This window comes from Methanosarcina horonobensis HB-1 = JCM 15518 (assembly GCF_000970285.1).
GTDB classification, from domain to species: Archaea; Halobacteriota; Methanosarcinia; order Methanosarcinales; family Methanosarcinaceae; genus Methanosarcina; species Methanosarcina horonobensis.
The window spans coordinates 270515-289596 of sequence record NZ_CP009516.1 but is presented as its reverse complement, the minus strand read 5'-3'; the positions used below and the strand labels follow the sequence as shown (position 1 = coordinate 289596).

The window sequence follows — 19082 nt, the reverse complement described above, 5'->3', positions numbered from 1 at the left end:
CATCGGGAAACTATTTAATCTCAAAGAAAATTTATTATGTCGTGGGTCATATGGAAATTGGAAAAAAATATAAAGAGAAGTTTACCGGGAATCTGGACACGATTCTCAGCTTCACAGGATTCAGTTTAGGCTTATTCATTGTTTCTTTATATTACCTGATCAACTTAAACCAGCAGGACATTGGAATTGCTGTTCTTTCTGCCTGCTTGATTTACTCTGTGTTCAGGAAGAAGTTTAAAAACGAAGCCCCCATTTCCTCAGGAAAAGACAGATTGAGGAATATACTCAACCTTTCCTTTTATCTTGTCTTTCTGATAAGTATCTTTATCTACAGCATGAACCTGTACTACAGGCCAATATCTTATTTTATACTTATATGCGTGCTCGCAGGTATCATAGCCTCGGAAATCCTTTATGTAAGAGAAGGAGACAGGGTAGCTCCGATCTTGCTGCAAATATTCCTGCTTTCAATTCTGATAAGAGCCGGAATCTATTACAATTTTCCAAGCCTTATGGGCTATGATGCTTACTTTCATGCAGGTATGTCAAAACTGATTACCGACACCGGGGCTGTCCCTCCGATTGAAGTCAGCAGTAAATATTTCTATTATCCTCTTGCACATATTTTTGTCTCGATGACCCAGCTTATGGGTGGACTGGATGTCAAAGACAGTTTCTTTTATTCTATAGGTTTTGCCAATATCTTCAGCACGGCAGGGATTTACCTTATAGGGAAGAAACTTGAAGGTCCCCAGATGGGGTTACTTGCCGCTTTACTAATAAACCTGAACAACCACAATATTGTCACTGGAATTGCTAACATAACTCCGGGTTCCCTGGTTCTCTGCTACTTTATAATTATTCTCTATGCAATCTTCAGCGAAAAGCCGGGTCTGGTGCAGACAGGTCTTCTTCTCCTGACTACGATTCTAATAGTGCTGACCCATCAGTTGACCACTTTTGTGGTTTTTCTGGCTATAGTATCAATATTAGCAGGGAAATACCTTCATAACCTCCTATATGGAAGTTTGCCTGTTGAAGCAGCCAGCTTTAACTATATCCTTTTCTTTGTAATTAGCCTTCAAACCTACTGGATGTTTACATATGTTACCCAGGATACCTCCTTTTTTGAGATGATTTTCAGGCCTCTTGTGGAGGTACTTCAGGCAGGGTCCGGTTACTCGAGTGACGAACTTATCACGGGAACAGCAACCAATCAGGACCCGATGGAGACACTGATACTTCACATAAGTTACCTTGCCCTGCCTTTCTTCGCAATAGGAGGAGTTCTGACCTGGTTTTCCCGGAGAGATGCCGAAAAAATAGATAAGTTCTCAATTGCAATTGTTGTTGCAATTCTTTACAGCTTAGCCTACGGAATTCCTTTACTGGGTATGAGAAATTTCCTCACAAGCAGGTGGTTCCCTCTAATAGGAGTATTTCTGGTGCTTGTAGCTGCTTCATATATACTAAAACTTGTAAGCCTGTTCAACTCTAAAAAAGCAAAAATTCCTGCAGTCTTTATTATACTGCTATTATTCTCATTTGTAATGGTCACCACACCGGGGATTAATAAAGACAACCCTCTGGTAGGAAAAGATACAACCGTAAGAAACCAGTTCAAGAACATTGAAATTCAGGCTATGAAAACCTTAACTGGAGCGTACTCAGGAAGCATTTTAATGGATTCTCCTTATGACAGCTGTATTTTTTACAGGGATCCGGGATACGATGCAAATAATGCAACATACTTTGATACGAACCAGATAGAGACAGGAGAAATAAGCGGCGATCGTATGATACTGCTAAGAAGATCATCCCTTAAGGAGCCTACATCCATAAATGATCCGAATAGATACGGGGTAAACATAATCAAGCCATTACCGGTGGAGTTCTTTAACAGCTTCGAAGCTCCGGAGTATGCTCTGGTGTATGACAATGCAGAGGTACTTGCTTATCTTAAAGAGAGTAAAGAAGTAAAAAATGAATGATCCATTGGAAACTATTATATAAATCGCTTGAGTGAAAACACCTATCCATGACTGGAACTGAGTTAATATAATTAAAAGGTTGAACCCCTATGTCTAACTTTATTACTAATGTACTGAAACTAGTATCAGGAAGTGTTGCTGCACAGGCTCTGGGAATACTTCTCATACCCATAATCACAAGAATTTATAATCCAGATGATTTTGGAATTTTCCAGCTTTTTATTTCAATCTCAGGCATACTTGTGATAGTTTCTACTTTTTCATATCAACTTGCAATCATGCTACCTAAAACAGAGGAAGACGCTGCAAATGTTACCTCTATGTGCACTATACTGGTAACTATTACATCTTTACTTGTAGGTGTCGTAGTGTTACTTGCTCCGGGAAATATCGATGATATATTTAATACGCCCGGGATTTCGAAGTACCTGCCTCTTCTTCCACTGATAGTATTCCTTAATGGGATATTTTTTGTGCAAAACTACTGGCTTTCAAGAAAGACCCGATTCGGGGTTATCGCAGGGTCCAGAGTTTCAAACACCCTAACAACAAAGGTACTTCAAATAGGGCTTGCGAAGTCGAGTGTTACTCCATTTGGCCTGATAGGAGGATATATTGCGGGATTCGCATTTGCAGACCTCTTCATGCTTAAAGGCGTAAAAAAAGATATTCAGGTTTTCAAAAAAGTATCAATAAAAAGAATGAAAGAATTGGCTATTCAATACAAAGATTTTCCTTTATTCAGCTTCTGGTCGTCGATCGCGAACACTATTTCCCCACAGGTCCCTGCTTTTTTGCTTGCATACTTTTACAGCACCTCGGTTGTAGGACATTTCTCACTTGCAAATCAGGTTGTAAACCTGCCAATGGGGATTGTCGGCAGCGCTATAGGGCAGGTCTTTTTCCAGAAGGTAAGCGAGGTTAAGAACGGGAATGGGGAAGGAAACATGAAGACTATAGTTAGCGAAGTTTATAATAAACTGATTTCAATAGGTCTTTTCCCTATGATACTCCTGATGCTTCTTGGGGAGCAGATCTTCACATTTGCTTTCGGAGAAGAGTGGGGTATTTCAGGTATATATGTGAGAATCCTTGTCCCCTGGATATTCCTTGTCTTTCTTTCTTCGCCTATAACAACTCTCTATAACGTATTTGAAAAGCAGAAAGTCTGGCTCATCTTTAGCATAGCTCTTCTTGCTTCAAGGATAATAGCACTGATCATCGGAGGAAGTCATGGAACTCCTGAATTCGCCCTTGCCCTGTACAGTTTTACAGGGATAGCGTTCTGGCTCTGGAACAATGCATACCTCCTTGGGCTTGCAGGAATTAGCAAGAAAGAAAGTATAGGAGTTCTTGTGAAATACGCGGTAATAAGCCTCATCGTTTCGACCCCGTTAATTCTGATAGAATTGATTTCTTCGAACTTTTATGTAATAATGTTTGTAGCTGTAGTCGTAACAGTTGTGTATTACTTAATAGCCCTTCATGAAGATCCTATGTTCAGAAAAATGTTCTCATCTTTTCTTGTAAAAGTAAAAAATAGGAGCTGAAGGAGAATTAAATCTTTTACTCAGGAATGGGTTCGATAGAAGCTATTATTCTAAGAGCTTCTACGAAGCCTTGTGAGAAAAAAGATTCAGGAAGATAAAGTTTCGGGAAAGAGGATTTCTGCTCATCATTCAGTTTCTTCATGCGTAGCCTGATACAATATTCTCATGAGGGAATACTTTTTGCTGCGCAGGGTTACAGTATAATAAGGGACAATCTTCGGGGAAAAACCCATAATAAAGTCCGCAAATCTTGGAATGTTTGCTGCCATTACATTCATATATTCGAAATTTCTGGCCTTGAGGTCGAGAAACTCGTTATAATATAGAAGTGCATTGGGACCCATTCTGCCGAATTCGGGGTTCAGGGCTGAAGACCAGGTAACAGTACATTTCTTACCATACAGGTTAAGATGAGATGCAACTACTTCTCCTTCGGGAGTCTCCGAGACAAACATATAGCCAGCATCTTTCTCCTGGATCAATTTAAATACTCTTTCAAAGAATCCCTTTGGCACAGGAGGTTCCAGATTTTGTTTCTCATAGACAAGGGAAAGCAGGTGGTAATAAGTCTCAGGATCGTTTGAAGATCTCGTTTTAAGCCCTGCTTCTTCTGCGCTCTTAAGTTCCCTCCGGATTTTTCTCGAAAGGTTGCTGTCTACGTTTTCTTTAAGGTCCAGATGATGAGTGTATCGCACGCTTGACTCCCATCCTTTCCAGGTAAAAGGTCTTACGTCTTCAAGCCCAGGAGAGAGGGTGAGGTGAATACTATCGAACCCCTGCTTGCAGAGAAATTCCCTGAGGGCCCCAAGAATCTCATGCGTATCCTGCATACGTTTGCTGGCTTTAGAGCTGGCTCCTTCTTTTATAAGGGGACCGCAATAATCGGTCATATTACAGGTAGAGGAAGCTATTTTCAACATACCTTTAATGTTTTTAACGAAAATGGGACATCCACCCACAAGCTCGCCGTTTCTAAAACATCCATAAATCTTAAAGTCTCTGGAAAGGACATCCCTGCAGATTTCCAGCCAGTCACTTGTGTGAAAGAGCGTACCGGGTTGAGCTTTTTCCACAAGCAAATCCCATTCTTTGTATTCAGACGGCATTAATTCTCTAACTTCAACTTCGTCCATTTTAAGCCCCGTTTGACAGATAATAATTTAGATATTCAATAAATTATAGTAGTTATTCAATAAATTATAGTATTAATAGAAAGACAGCTTTTAATGTTCAGTCCTTGAGCCCTGATTTGCAGACTCCGTCTACCTGTCTCGCAACACTGTACCAGCTGTAATTTTCAGTAACATAACTTAAACCTTTTGAGCCCATACTCGCTCTCAATTCCTTATTTTCAAGCAGCTTTAAGATAGCCCCTGCAAGAGCTTCCGGATTTTCCGGAAGGACGGAAATTCCTCCTTTCGAAGCCTCAAGTGCATCAGCAACCCCACTGATAGCACTTGCAACAACAGGCTTTCCGCAAGCCATATACTCGTATAACTTCAGAGGGGAAAGCCCTATTTTTGCATTCCTTGCCAAAATAAAGGGTGCAGCGCAGACATCGCTTGCATTGATGTAAGCCGGTACGCGGTCATAAGGAACCACACCTGTAAAAATAAACCTGTCTTCGATCCCGAGCTCTCTTGAAAGGTTTAAGAGCTCATTTTTCATAACCCCGTCCCCGACAATAAGAAAACGGCACCCAGGATATCTGGAGAGTATTGAAGGAGCTGCCTTTACAAGATACTCGACTCCCTGCCAGGGAGCGAGGTTTCCCACAAAACAAATATAAGGGGCTTCCGGGTCAAGCCCAAGCTCTTTTCTACAGGCGTCCTGAGCAAGAGGTTTGAACAGCGAGGTATTTGCTCCGTTAGGTACAACGGTTATTTTTTCTCCAGGAATTAGATAAGCACTCTCAAGGTTCGCTTTAATTCCAGGAGTCACTGCGATAATTTTATCCGAAAACCCGAGAGCGTTTCTCAGAATAAAAATCTTTAACCTGGATTTTGCAGAAGAAAAATATCTTAATAGCTCTCCTGTCCCTCTTCCCTGTAAATTATCTTCACCGTGTCTTAATTTAATAAGGCTAGTTTCATCCTCTGGAATTCCATTTAATTCGTAAACAAGAGCTTTGTATCGGCCCCTGCAAAAGAGCCCGGCAAGAAAGCCAAAATTCGGATTTCTGGTATATAGCACATCAAAACTTCCAGAGCCGACCAGACCTGCAGAACTCCTGAAATAATTGATTGTGAGAGAAAGCAGGCTTCCAGGACGTACGTAGTGACTGCGGATGTTATCCAGATGAGAAAGAGTAGAGGTATCAGTGGTGAAGATATGAACTTCATTCTCCAGCTTTGCAAGGTTGCTTACAAGTTCATGCCTGTGAATAAGCGAACCATCAGCCAGGTAAAGGGGCCACACTATATCCAGAAAGAGCAACTTCATACTATCACTTTTAAATCAGAGTTGTCTCAAAATATTTAATTCGTTTATTGCTCTCCCTGTTTGAGGTCCATAGAGTTGCGGCTGAAGGCTCCCGAAATTCTGGAAAACAAAAACCCCAGATTCTGATTTTTATAGTAACTCCTTATCTCCGGGTCCTGAATTTTTTTCTCCCTTTTAATAGCCGAACTCAAATATCCATAGAAGTATGCGATACCCGGGTAATATGGAGATTTCAGGGAACGATAAAGAATATTGAATAGAACCATAGACAGGCTTTTATCCACATAATAGGCCATCCAGCCATTTTTGGCATACCCTTTCCAGAGCCCCTCTCCGGCACTCGTTTTTCTTTTCTGGGTCTCGATCACATCTGCATACTGCCTTAGCTGCCAGCCCCTAAGGAGAGCTTTAGTATTGGAAATAGAATCAGGAGAAGGTTCTATCTGATAGCCTTCGGTCTCGAGGAAACAGGCTTTTCTCCAGAGCCTTCCAGTGCCTCGAGGCAGATTTATATCTGTTACTTCTCGTGAAAGCTTGCCGTCCACATCATAGTAAACCCCTCCGCTTGCAATCCCAAGAGAAGAGTTTTTCTCAAATTCATCCATCAATTTTCCAAAATAATTTTCTTCGAGTACAGTATCGGCATCAAGAAGACCTATGTACTCATACTCAATTCCATTTTCCCTGCAGTATTCCAGCGAATAATCAAATCCCTGCTTGCAGACGTAGCTATAGTGGAAGGTTATATCCCTTGGCCTTGGAGGAAGCCTTATACTCTGAATCCAGGGGTATTTTGCCTTCAGGACTCCGAGAATTTTGGGAGTGTCATCCGTACTTCCATCGTCTACTATGATCCAGAGTGCAGGTGTTATTTTCTGCCCGGCTACAGACTCCGAAACCTCTGGCAGGTTTTTTTCTTCGTTCCTTGCAGGTGTAATCAGCAGGTACTTCCTTTTAAAATCGGAATTCATTTCCCCACCACCTGTAAATCTCTTCCCCGCTTGTCATCCATGCCCCTTTATCGTAACAGTAGTGCAGTGCTTTTTCGTAGAGTTTGATCCAATCATCTCGGAAATTGCATCCGAAAACGAAGTTATGCCATAACAGAGTAATGACTCCATTGAGCCTTGCTGTTGTGTCTATCAAATCCTTTGTGCGTCTCCAGGCTTCTTCAAAAGATCTGGAAGTCTTAAAGAGAGCGACATCCATTAAAGTAAGCGGAATTTCCAGGATGTCTATCTCCCTGTCTTTGTTCACATTATACGGTCTAAAAGGATGACACATACCATTCCTGAAACCTACCGATTCGCTGAATCCGAAAGTGGAGTCATAACTGAAACCTGCTTCTGCCAGCGATTCCCAGGTCTCCGGGGTTTTGAACCTGAGATAATGGTTGCGAAATCCCAGGACTTTTTTACCCAATACTTTTTCCAGCCTTTCTTTTTCATTTTTTATAGCTTCAGAACTGTCGTATGAATAATATCCCCCGTGCAAACCAGCTTCCCACCCTCTGTCGGAAATCTCTCCCAGACGGCTTTCCAAATCCTCTATATCGTATCTGAACCTATTGGGATCTTCTCTGCTGGCAATAAAATAAAAAGAAGATTTTGCCCCGAAATCTTCCTCAAGATCCATTATTTTGGAAAAATTAAGGTAAGGGGAGTACTCAGATCCCCGGAACTTCCAGAGAAACTGAGTTGCCAAACCCCGAAAGTCCAGATTTTTCAGGCAACAGGATGAGGACAGCAGGCTGTGAGAAAGAGGAGGATAAATATCATCCATGTCATGAGTCAAGCACACAGCAAAGGTTTTGTTTTCCGGGAATTCAATCTCCATCCCGTTTTCTACCAGGTATCTGGAAACCTCAGGTTTAGAGGCATTTCTCATGTATTCTTCAGCAAAAAGGAAACGGCCGTGCTCGTCAAGCTTATTAGAATGGTATTCTTCTTTTCTGGTGAAAAGGTCCCAGATTCCTGCTTTTTGCTTCAATAATTCATGCATAGCTCTCATCCGAAACCGCAGATAAGGATACTCCTTGCTTTTTCCCCTGCCTTTTTCCAGGAGTCCCCTCTATGAGTTTTATCATGAATTCGGTTACGTCGATTTTATCCTTGAGAAGCTCGGCTCTCTTGAGATTCCAGGTTTTCTTAAGTTCAGGGTCCTTGAGAAGTTCTACAGCCTTTTTCAGAGCAGCTTCTGAATCACTGTAATTGAAAAGCAAACCATACTTCTCTTCGAGTTCCGAGAAGTTTCCCATAGTTCCCGCAAGAGAAGAGACATAGATTGACGGAGTCCCAAGGAGTGCGCTTTCGACAGCCATGGTTGCACCCTCACCTACGCATAAGGTAGCATAATAAAGAAGACTATGGATCTTTTCAGGGGGAACCTTGATTCTGTACCGGTCAAATTCTTCTGCCATTTTTCCTTCTGAAGAAATGAAGACCTTCCCGTATTTTTCGAGTTCCTGAATAAGTATTAGCTTATTACCAATTCCGTGCTGCCCTACATCATGGTGCGCGCTCCATGAAACAAATCGCAGAATCACGAACGGTTCGCCCATCTCCACATCGAGTTCCCGTAAAACCTCAGGATTCGGGGAGAAATAAGCTGGATGAAGATATGCCAGTTCATGGTAACCTCTATACCTGATCTGCTTTTTACCTGCGTCTCTGTTAAAGGATGTGGGAGTGCAGATAATATTGCAGAAAGGATAGGTCATTTTCTGGGCTATTTCTGCATGTTCAGTGTCATTAAAGATTATGGATTTCTTTCCCAACGCCCATGCAACGTGAGCAACAGGAGGAGAAAGAATGCCTATAATAAGGTCAGGGTTAAACTCACGGGCGATTTTATAAAGCTTGGATTCTCTTACAAACCACTCTTCAAACAGGTGAACTTTTCCCGGTTTAACCTTACTTAGAACTGTATGCGGAATTTTATAAGCATTTAATAATTCTATTACGACATCTTTATCCCTTGAGACAACCACAACCTGGTGTCCTTTCTTTTCAAGGTTCCATATAGTGTTTTTGAAAAAATGAACATGGGCAGGATGCCCTATATCAACGATGATCCTCAAGATTTTCACTCCCTAACTGGTCCCCACTTATAAATGTACGCATTCAGGGAAAAGAGCAGTTTTTCTTACAGGAAGGCAGCAGTAGAAAAGAAGATAAGAAGCGAAAACATATGCCAAATCCGGAAACAAATAAGGCAAGATGTTTCAAGAAATCAGGGAGTCTTTCTACTTCGTTTGTAGAGAAGCAGTAGATAGGACCCTGATTCTTCCTAAGTCTCTTTTCCTAACCTTGCTGTAAGACTTAACGTCCTTTAAGACTTAACGTCCTTTAAGACTTAATGTCCCTAAAATCTCCCTGTTATGGACAACAGGGTAGCAGCAACTCTGGCCCCCCCGGCCATAGCCCCACCCTATTATAGCGCCTCCTTAAACCTAAATTTTTTATTCTGATAGGATCGCTAACAAATACTATTATATTAAAGAATAAATAGTTCATAAATAAATAGTTTTGGGAGGTAAAATTCTGAACTAAGGATGGGGAAGAAGTTTAAAACATGAATAATTCTGATTTTCCTACAGCTTCACAAATGAGAAAAAATAACCTGTTTTTACTCCTTGACATTTCAATAGGACAACTTTCTTTAATGAAGGAAGAAAATAGTCAGATTATAAAAAAATTAAAAGATTTAAGGGGCCAACCCTATGAAAATAATTTCTATCCCTGCAAAGAGGAAATTGGCAACAAAACATATTAGTAGTGAGTATATCCCCATCTCAATAGAATCGATTGAAAAACGATCTTCTTTTCTGGAAACCAGAAGCATTTCTTTCATTCCCAGAAGGACAATCAATCCCAGGACTGTTATCCTGTAATATGCAGGAATTCCAAAGTCCGTATAAACAAAACAGACGCCTGAACCGGGAAAACTATTTCCCAGAGTGAGCTTTTCTGTACCCAGGATCAACATAGAAAGCACTAAAAATCCCCCAAATTATCGCGGTAAAGGTATTGTCAGAACATGTACTAAATTCTAACTATAGAAACTTATAAACTGTTAAACTATATAAATATTTAAATGGGTACGAAAAGGATAAGTATGTGAAAGCCTGAAAGCGAGAACCTTAAAGATTTGGAAATGATGAAGAACTCATCAAAAAATTAAATAAGAACTAGGATCGATTACTTATTCAATTCACGAGAAAGAGGTAAGACTATGAAAGTTTCTGTTATAGGTTCAGGGTATGTAGGTTCGGTCACTGCAGCCTGTTTTGCAGAAGTAGGACATGAAGTTATCTGCGTAGATATCGACAGGAAAAAAACAGAGCAGATAAACGCAGGCATTCCCCCCATATACGAAGAAGGACTTGAAGAGCTTTTGCAAAAATATGCAGGAAAAAAGCTCATAGCAACTACTGATTATGAATTTGCGGTCAATGAAACAGATATTTCCTTTATTTGTGTAGGAACCCCTTCGGCAGAGGATGGAAGTATAGACCTTTCAATTGTTAAAGCAGCAGCAGCAAGTATTGGTGCAGCCCTTGGAAAAAAAGAAAGGTATCATGTAGTGGTAGTAAAAAGCACAGTAGTCCCCGAAACGACAGAGAAATTCGTTCTCCCTGTTCTTGAGGAGGCGTCAGGGAAGATAGCCGGAAAAGATTTCGGTGTTGCGATGAATCCGGAGTTCCTGAGGGAAGGAAAGGCAGTCCATGACTTCATGCATCCTGATAAAATAGTAATCGGAGCAATCGACAGAAGATCAGGAGACCTTGTATCTGAGCTTTATCGGACTTTTGAATGTGAAGTCACACGTACGGGTCCGGCAACTGCAGAGATGATAAAATATGCGAACAATTCCCTGCTTGCAACCAAGATCTCTTTTGCCAATGAAATAGGAAATATTTGCAAAAAACTGGGAATCGATACCTATGAGGTCATGGAAGCTGTGGGTAAGGACTTTAGAATTTCCCCAAAGTTCCTGAACTCAGGAGCAGGTTTTGGAGGTTCATGTTTCCCTAAGGATGTTAAAGCTCTTATAGGAAAGGCAAAAGCAATAGGGTACTCTCCTGTGCTCCTTGAATCAGTAATAAGTGTAAACGAGAGACAGCCCCTTCTTATGACCGAAATTCTGCAGAGGAAAATCGGAGACTTTGCGGAGAAAAAGATTGCAGTCCTGGGCCTTGCCTTCAAAAATGAAACTGACGATATAAGAGAATCCAGATCAATTCCCGTTATTGCTGAACTTCTCAGACTTGGGGCAAGAGTTTCGGCTTATGACCCGATGGCAGTGGAGAATATGAAGCGTATCTTTCCTGCAATTGAGTATTGTAGTAAGGCTTCCGATGCGCTTAAAGATGCAGACGCCTGTCTTGTGATGACAGAATGGGACGAGTTCAGGAATCTTGATTCCGAATTCCAGAACATGAAAGGAAAAACAGTTATTGATGGAAGGCGGGTAATTAAAGCTAAAAATATTGATTATGAAGGGCTCTGCTGGTGAGAACCAGCAGGATTACCCTTGAATATAACTGATGTAGTTTTTGGCCGTCTTTCTCCAATCTATTTATCTCTGTTTATCTTAACCGATACTTTTTTTATTCTGGTCATTTCAGGTTCTCTCGGTTCATTTACTACTTTTACTCTTTCCTTTCTGCGGGAATCTTATTAACTGCAAGTATTTCCCGAAGGTATTCAAGTACATCGTCTCTGAGACTTTCGTTTTGAAGAGCAAAATCCACTATGGACTTTACATATCCAAGTCGGTCTCCGGTATCGAATCTTTTTCCTTTGAACCTGCAGGCATAGATCATCTGGGATTTGTTCAGGAGTCTGATCCCGTCTGTGAGCTGTATCTCGCTTCCAACACCTGTTCCGGCTTGCTTTATGCAGTCAAAAATTTCCGGAGTGAAAACATAGCGTCCGATTGCCCCTATATTGGAAGGAGCATCTTCAGGCGCTGGCTTTTCTACTATGTCCTCAAGCACGTACAGGGAGTCGTCCAGAGGCCTGCCCTTTATAATTCCGTAGCTGTTCAGTTTTTCGTAAGGCACCTCTTCAACTGCTATTGTCGACCTCCCATACTTCGTAAAGTTCTCAATAAGCTGGGCAGTACAGGGTTTATTATTGACGATAATATCGTCTCCGAGAAGCACTGCAAAAGGCTCGTCTCCTATATGGTTCTCTGCCCTGAGGACTGCATCTCCAAGCCCATTGGGCTCTTTCTGTCGGATGTAGTGGATATCCACAAGGGAAGAGATATCCCTGACAAGCTTCAGCATGTCTGTCTGGTGTTTTTTTGCAAGGTGCATCTCAAGCTCAGGAGAATCGTCGAAATAATCCTCAATTGCTCTTTTGCCCCTGCCTGTAATAATGATAATGTCTTCGATTCCAGAGACAATAGCTTCCTCTACTACATACTGAATCACAGGTGTGTCAATGATAGGAAGCATCTCTTTTGGCATTGACTTGGTAGCCGGCAGAAAGCGGGTTCCAAGACCGGCTGCCGGAATGAGTGCTTTTTTGATAGTCAAGGTTAACTCTCCGATAAAAGGAAAAATTCTATAAAGATGTATTCTTACTAAGTTAAAGTACTTTTCACCCTATCTCTTTAATTTTTCCCTTACTTCTCCGCAAAGTTCAATAGTACACAAAGAATTAAACCATTTTCCTAAATAGTGTAAAATATTAATAAAGAGAGGAAGATTATTTGGGGATGTATATGCCTGCAAAGAACAGAATACTTGTGACCGGAGGAGCCGGTTTTATAGGGAGCAATCTCATAGACTGCCTTTTGGAAAAAGGAAATAAGGTTATCGTTTTCGACAATCTAAGTTCCGGTAAAATGGAATTTATAGAACACCACCTTGAAAACCCGGATTTTTCCTTTGTAAAGGGAGACCTTCTTGATCCTGAAGCGATCGAAAGCGCCTGTAAGGATGCTGATATGGTATGCCATGTAGCCGCAAATCCTGACGTCAAACTTGGAGCCTCGGATACGAAAGTCCATCTGGACCAGAATATTCTGGCAACCTATAATCTTCTTGAAGCCATGAGAAAAGGCAGTGCAAAAAGAATTGCATTTACCTCCACATCTACGGTCTATGGGGAAGCAAGTATTATGCCCACTCCGGAGAACTACGGACCCCTTATTCCTATATCCCTCTATGGAGCCTCAAAGCTTGCCTGTGAAGCTCTCATTACTTCATACACTCATACCTTCGACATGCAGGCATGGATTTTCCGTTTTGCAAACATTGTCGGACCTCGCAGCACACATGGGATTACTGTCGATTTTATAAACAAGCTGAAGGAAAATCCCCGCCGGCTCGAGATTCTCGGGGACGGAAAACAGGAAAAATCCTATCTTCATGTCTCGGAATGTGTTAATGGGATCCTTTTTGCAATAGAAAAAAGTAAAGAAGAGGTAAATATCTTCAATATTGGCTCTGAAGATACTATCAGTGCTACAGGCATAGGAAAAGTTGTTGTGGAAGAAATGGGGCTTTCGGACGTAGAGTTTACATATACCGGAGGGAGCAGAGGCTGGAAAGGCGATGTTCCAAGGATGAGGCTCGGAATTGAGAAGTTAAAAGCCATAGGATGGAAGCCTGCCTATACCTCGGAGAAAAGCGTGAGAGAGACTGCCAGGTCACTGCTTACCGGAAACTGAGGATTTATTACTCTGGGACAATTCATCTTCAAGAATAAACCCAGTTCTTTTTCTTAATTTAATTTTTTATACCGCAATTAGAAAGTTGTGGGAAAATAGAGGACTACAGTTAGAGAAGAGATTAGAAAGCTCCTATGGTTAACCGGGAGCAACATACTGAGAATCTGTTCAAAATTTATTCAACTACTTGAATAATCAGCTAATCTATATTTGCTCGATACCGAGAATAGAGAGCTGGTTATTTGCTATTTGGACTAGCCTCTGACTTGAATAAATATCTTTTTATTAAAGACATTTCATGGTTGGTAAAGCCGCCTATCAGAAACATCACAACCAGATAAATAAACGTGCCCGCTCCCACTGCTTCGAAAAGCTCAAGTATGCCTGAGATAGCGAAACTGGAAACAAAGAAATACATGGCCATTGACGACAGAATACTTTTTGCAATGTCCAGATAAAAAAAATCGAGTTTAAAATGTTTCAGGGATGTACGCACGCAAAACATAGCCATCAAAAAATAGGAAACAAGCGTTGAAATAGCAGCCCCGATAATGCCTACTGAAGGAATGAGAATGAGGTTAATCAGTACGTTTGAAACCGCGGCAACAATGTTAATATAAGTGGCAGGTCTCGTTTCCTTTATAAGGAACATCGTATTTACAAAGATCTGGAATATTCCTGCCATAAGCCCGGCAAAAGCAATAATAGGGATTACAAACCAGCCGGAAATAAAATCTTGAGTGGTAAGAACCCCAAGCAAAGGCTTTGCAAGGGCTGAAAGTCCAAAAACTGCCGGAATGGCGATAATAAGGAAGTATCTCAGAGAATGAGACATGTAGATTCTTACTTCATCCATCCTATTCTGATCAAATAGCTTCGAAAGCTCGGGAAAGAGAATAAGCTGAAGCGGGCTTACAAAAAGCTGAATAAGGTTCCCGATCGAACATGCCGCAGAATATACACCTACACTGCCGAGACCGAGGAAGTAAGTGACCATATATCTGTCACTCGATTCCGTAACCCATCTAATAAGTGCGTTCGGAGTTAGAGGAAGAGAAAACTGCAAATACTCTCTGATATAAGTAAACCGTGGTATGACAAATCCGATCTGTGAAATTATAGTAATGAGGGTGATTGAAAAAATCAGACCCTGAACCATTAAAGTGGCAGTTATTACTCCAAGGAGTCCGTACCCCATTTTAAGGAAAATCAATATGAATAAGAGTTTTCCAAAGGTTTCAAAAAGAGTAAAATAAGAGAATTTTTCAATCTGCCTGAAAACTCTGAAGTAAAAAAGGGATATGGACTCGATTACGTTCACAAGAATTAGGAGGGAACCTGCCTTGACAAAATAGGTTGCTGCGGGGTCCTTAAAACCAAAAGTTGCAAGTGGTTCTGCAAACATATACAATACGAATGAAGCCAGAAAGCCTGAGACCATAACAAAAAAAAGGATTGAGTAAACTGCTTCCCTTATTTTTTTCGTATCGGTTTCGGAAGATAAAAATCTGACGAAACTCATCGAAAGTCCCATAAGTGCAAGGGAAGAGATTAAAGATACTGTAATATTGATCTGTGCCCAGAGTCCGTAATCGTATGCTCCAAGAGTTTTTGTGATAATAGGAAGTAAAAAAAAGGTGCTCAGGCTTGTAAGTATCTGAACTGTCCCGATAAAGCCGACATCCCTTGCAAATTTTTGATATGACATCATATCACCCTAAAAAGAACTGTCTCCTTTCCGTTTTTAATGAAGGATTTATTAGATAGTCGCGCGAAAGATCTTTTCCATAGCACGACCCGGTTTATTAATTAATGCTCGGTATATAAATCCTTTTGAACGCCATTGATTATCCGGCTCAGGTCTTAGCCCATATATTAATTGTTTTTCTATAACCAGAGCGAATTTGTTTATTATCATTAAAACACCTTTAATTGTAAGGGAGAAAGCCTGAAAAAATTTTATTTATTCTCAGTGTTAACTTTATTCTTATAATAGGGGCACAATAATTGTGATTCATAGAAACACCTTTAATTTGGGACATTCCTGAATTTAAAGATGGGAGATCAAGAGATATTTTTCACCGTTAACTTTGAGTCTATTTGAACATCGTTCTCTTTTAAAGAAATCGGGCTCCTTCTCACCCAAATAAAAGATTTCCACAAAGGATAAAAGCCTTTGTGTTTAAATAAATTTTTATGATAGTTAACTATGTAGATAAACAGACTTCTAGAAAAAGGAATTTATTGGTAGAGAGAATAGATTGAATAAAAATTTAAGAAGAGCGTATAAAGAATCAGAACAGAATATGTAAAGTAAATAAAAAAGTTTGGCTTTAAGATAGAAATAAGAAGATCTAGAAGATTGTCAGTTTAAGTGAAGATCTCAGGGTATGATAAAGTCACTTGTCATAGTTAAAATAGAGCCTGCAAAGATAATAGATAAAAAACTAAAAGTAAAAGTACCTTATTAAGGTACTTTGTTTACTGAAAATTCTTAGATAAACCCTTAAAGTTGAGTAGTTTCTCGCAGGTAAGTTCAGGCGTTGTATACAAGTTGAAGTTTTGGCACCTGATTTATCTTCCCGATATCATTGCTGTAGAATGCAATATAGTTGTTACTCTCACTGCGGGCTTTTATCAGAAATCCCGTGTTTTCGTACTTGCCACTGACGTACTCTTTTACGAGATCCGTAACATTCAGCTCATAGTATTTGTTGTCAGGAAGGGCACTGCCTTTAATGGTAAGTGTAGCATAAGGAGTGCTTCCCTGAGAAACACCATTTTTATCGTACCAGTCTCCTCCGGGATTTTTCCATGAGACACCTTTATCTCTTTTATTCCAGCTTATGTAATTTGAGTTCCAGGCAGAAGCAGGCCTGTAAATCTCAATTACGGTATCCTGAGGCCTTGAGCTTCCTTCAGGATAATACCAGTATAGAGAAAGGGTCGCATTAGTAACTTCAGAGCCATTATACTCGCTCAGATTAAACCGGATTGCGTCCCTGTACCTGACACCGTTCATTCCTCCTATATCAATAAAAGAGCTGTCCTGATAGACTACATCAGGAGAAGCTTCACGCAGCCTGTTATCCTTTTCACCATTAAGGGTCACATTTACAGTGACCACAGGTACGGTTACTGCAGGCACTTTAGTTATTATGTTAAGCTTTGGCTCCTGATTTTCGTTTCCGCAGTCATTGCTGTAGAATGCAATGTAATTGTCACTTTCAGTTTTTACTTTTATCAGGAATCCAGTATTTTTGTACTTTCCACTGACATATTCTTTTACGAGATCGGTTACATTGAGCTGATAGTACTTGTTGTCAGGAAGGGTGCTACCTTTAATTGTAATTGTGGCATACGGAGTACTGCCCTGCAAGACGCCATTTTTATCATACCAGTCTCCACCAGCATTTTTCCAGGCAACCCCATTGTCTCTCCTGGTCCAGCTTACATAGTTTGAGTTCCAGGCAGAAGCAGGTCTGTAAACCTCAATTACAGTATCCTGAGGTCTGGTACCTCCTTCAGGATAATACCAGTAGAGCGAAAGGGTAGCAGCTCCAATCTGAGAGGCATCCGTATATTCACTCAAGTTGAATCCTATTACATCCCTGTACCTGACACTGTTCATCCCACCCAGGTCAATGAAAGGAGAACTCTGATAGACTGTGGAAGGAGAAGCTTCACGCAGCCTGTTGTCATATACGGCAACTTCGGAAACGATAGTTTCATCAAACACAGGCTCTTCAGGAGTTGTACTATCAGAAGACGAATCATCAGAAGATGTATCATCAGAAGATGTATCATCAGAAGATGTATCATCAGGAGCAATCCCTGAGAGAGATGCGTATATAGTGTTTCCATACCTTCCGATATTGATTCTGTTTCCATTGTCCTCCGGCTCATTTGAGTAATCAGAAGAAGCGGATCCGGCATCAATACACGAAGAACCAGTGCTATCCTTTACCCATGCTGTCCCGGTCCAGCGACCAGCCACGGACTTCAGGTGGTAATCATGATTTTTCGAGTCTACAAAGAGAGGATCAACATTGATGTCCGTTGGATGGACGACGTTTTTATAATTGCCAGCCGAATTATTGTAGACACAATTATATTCCAGCACCATAGTATGTGATTTGGGAAGGCAGTTTGAAACACCATATCCGGTACCGGTCCCTTTTGTGGTTCTGGGGACAGTATTAACAATTATGTTATTACGGACAGTGGTAGTGAACCCTGTGCCTGAAGGTCCTGCATTGTCATCAGTTGAATACATGTTTACAACTGCTGCATTGTGGACTCCGTCAAAGACGTTATTTTCAATCAGGACATTGTGGAATCCGCTACCAAGAACCCCGCCAACCCATTCTATGCTCGGATTAGTACCGGAACCATAGAAGATGTTGTGGTAGATATGCACACTTGATAAGCTCTTATCGTATGCTCCGGCAGTTCCTATAAGCCAGATACCTGGACCATAGGTGTTCGTAATCACATTATCATAGATCTCAATATTATTCATATCACCTGCGGATCTCTCAACCTGAATTCCGGGCCCGCCTGCGCTCCAGTGGTAAAAGGAATCAATAAAGTTATCATGGAACTTTACATTGTTTGAATTCCATACTCTTAAAGCGCTATTGGTCCTGCAGGTTATCGTGTTGTTCCAGGCTTCTACGTTAGAGCACTCGATTGCAAAAAGCCCGTCGTGTCCGAGCATATAAATTGTATTGTTATAAAACCGGATATTACTGCCGTACTTTATCCTCAGCCCGTCCCCGTGTCCATCATGCATATACATGTCGTGGACGGTTACATTGCTGGTGTAGAGGAAGTAAATCACATTGTAGTAGCCTTTACCTTTGGCAAGTTCACTGTTGCCATCGTGATTCACATCAACTTCGAAACCTCTTATCGTAATATTGGTGTTCCCTGAACTGCTCATCTGCTGGATAAGAGGTTTCATAGTAGCCCAACCTGCATTATTATGCAGCCTGATTACAGCATTCGAATCTCCTTCAAGGATAGTATTGCTTCCAATCAGAAGTGTATCGCCAATATCATACGTAAAAGGCCCTTTGAGGTGGACAGTTGTATATGCAGAATTTTCTGCCACGAATTTAAGGGCCTGGTTTATCTGTACATGATCGTCTTTTCCATCACAGTTAAAGTCCCCACTCCCATCTCCTGCAACATAAATCATAGGTGCAGCAGTCCGGCATGAAGCCATAGGAACACTTGAAAATATAAAGCACCCTACCAGGAAGAGGACTCCCAATTCTCGTTTTAGCATTGCTATCACCTGGGATTGGCCATAATACAATTTTTTATTATGTTCATAAAGGTAGAAGTTCACTCCAAATTGCCGGGAATTCTCAATAAATGTTTACGCTGTTAATCCAATTTTTGAGAA

13 protein-coding genes are annotated in these 19082 nt (G+C 40.9%); 4 read left to right on the top strand and 9 right to left on the bottom strand.

Features of this window, described 5'->3' with window-relative positions:
* Window positions 1-50 precede the first annotated feature (50 nt).
* Window positions 51-1991 carry a hypothetical protein gene (locus tag MSHOH_RS01215; RefSeq protein ID WP_048136780.1) on the top strand — a complete coding sequence of 647 codons (1941 nt, stop codon included), beginning with the start codon at window positions 51-53 and terminating at the stop codon, window positions 1989-1991.
* 89 nt (window positions 1992-2080) lie between these two features.
* The gene (locus tag MSHOH_RS01210; RefSeq protein WP_048136779.1) at window positions 2081-3541 is read left to right on the top strand and encodes a lipopolysaccharide biosynthesis protein; all 1461 of its coding nucleotides are present in this window, start codon (window positions 2081-2083) and stop codon (window positions 3539-3541) included.
* A gap of 125 nt (window positions 3542-3666) precedes the next feature.
* Here the strand turns inward: MSHOH_RS01210 and MSHOH_RS01205 are convergent, their stop codons facing one another.
* From MSHOH_RS01205 to MSHOH_RS01180, 6 genes are all read right to left on the bottom strand, one after another.
* On the bottom strand, window positions 3667-4674 hold the full coding sequence (locus MSHOH_RS01205) for a GNAT family N-acetyltransferase (RefSeq protein ID WP_048136778.1): 1008 nt from the start codon (window positions 4672-4674) through the stop codon (window positions 3667-3669).
* A gap of 97 nt (window positions 4675-4771) precedes the next feature.
* Entirely contained in the window at window positions 4772-5983 is a 1212-nt protein-coding gene (locus MSHOH_RS01200; RefSeq protein ID WP_048136777.1) for a glycosyltransferase family 4 protein, read from the bottom strand.
* A 44-nt stretch (window positions 5984-6027) separates the two neighbouring features.
* Window positions 6028-6954 carry a glycosyltransferase family 2 protein gene (locus MSHOH_RS01195; protein ID WP_048136776.1) on the bottom strand — a complete coding sequence of 309 codons (927 nt, stop codon included), beginning with the start codon at window positions 6952-6954 and terminating at the stop codon, window positions 6028-6030.
* Window positions 6938-7993 carry a polysaccharide deacetylase family protein gene (locus MSHOH_RS01190; RefSeq protein WP_082089191.1) on the bottom strand — a complete coding sequence of 352 codons (1056 nt, stop codon included), beginning with the start codon at window positions 7991-7993 and terminating at the stop codon, window positions 6938-6940. Before MSHOH_RS01190 ends, MSHOH_RS01195 begins: the two co-directional genes overlap by 17 nt.
* The gene (locus MSHOH_RS01185) at window positions 7977-9062 is read right to left on the bottom strand and encodes a DUF354 domain-containing protein (protein WP_048142989.1); all 1086 of its coding nucleotides are present in this window, start codon (window positions 9060-9062) and stop codon (window positions 7977-7979) included. Before MSHOH_RS01185 ends, MSHOH_RS01190 begins: the two co-directional genes overlap by 17 nt.
* Window positions 9063-9688: 626 nt before the next feature.
* Complete coding sequence (locus MSHOH_RS01180) at window positions 9689-9970, bottom strand: hypothetical protein (RefSeq protein WP_239451343.1); 282 nt, start codon at window positions 9968-9970, stop codon at window positions 9689-9691.
* Between the two features lie 246 nt (window positions 9971-10216).
* On the opposite strand from MSHOH_RS01180, the gene MSHOH_RS01175 reads away from it, so the two are divergent.
* Window positions 10217-11500 carry a UDP-glucose dehydrogenase family protein gene (locus tag MSHOH_RS01175; protein ID WP_048136774.1) on the top strand — a complete coding sequence of 428 codons (1284 nt, stop codon included), beginning with the start codon at window positions 10217-10219 and terminating at the stop codon, window positions 11498-11500.
* A gap of 136 nt (window positions 11501-11636) precedes the next feature.
* On the opposite strand, the gene galU is transcribed toward MSHOH_RS01175, so the two are convergent.
* On the bottom strand, window positions 11637-12530 hold the full coding sequence (gene galU / locus MSHOH_RS01170) for a UTP--glucose-1-phosphate uridylyltransferase GalU (RefSeq protein ID WP_204245372.1): 894 nt from the start codon (window positions 12528-12530) through the stop codon (window positions 11637-11639).
* 188 nt (window positions 12531-12718) lie between these two features.
* On the opposite strand from galU, the gene MSHOH_RS01165 reads away from it, so the two are divergent.
* The gene (locus MSHOH_RS01165) at window positions 12719-13669 is read left to right on the top strand and encodes an NAD-dependent epimerase/dehydratase family protein (RefSeq protein ID WP_048136772.1); all 951 of its coding nucleotides are present in this window, start codon (window positions 12719-12721) and stop codon (window positions 13667-13669) included.
* A gap of 238 nt (window positions 13670-13907) precedes the next feature.
* On the opposite strand, the gene MSHOH_RS01160 is transcribed toward MSHOH_RS01165, so the two are convergent.
* On the bottom strand, window positions 13908-15377 hold the full coding sequence (locus tag MSHOH_RS01160) for a flippase (RefSeq protein ID WP_239451141.1): 1470 nt from the start codon (window positions 15375-15377) through the stop codon (window positions 13908-13910).
* An 828-nt stretch (window positions 15378-16205) separates the two neighbouring features.
* Window positions 16206-18962, bottom strand: a complete 2757-nt coding sequence (locus MSHOH_RS01155) for a disaggregatase related repeat-containing protein (RefSeq protein WP_048136770.1) — start codon at window positions 18960-18962, stop codon at window positions 16206-16208.
* Window positions 18963-19082: the final 120 nt, after the last annotated feature.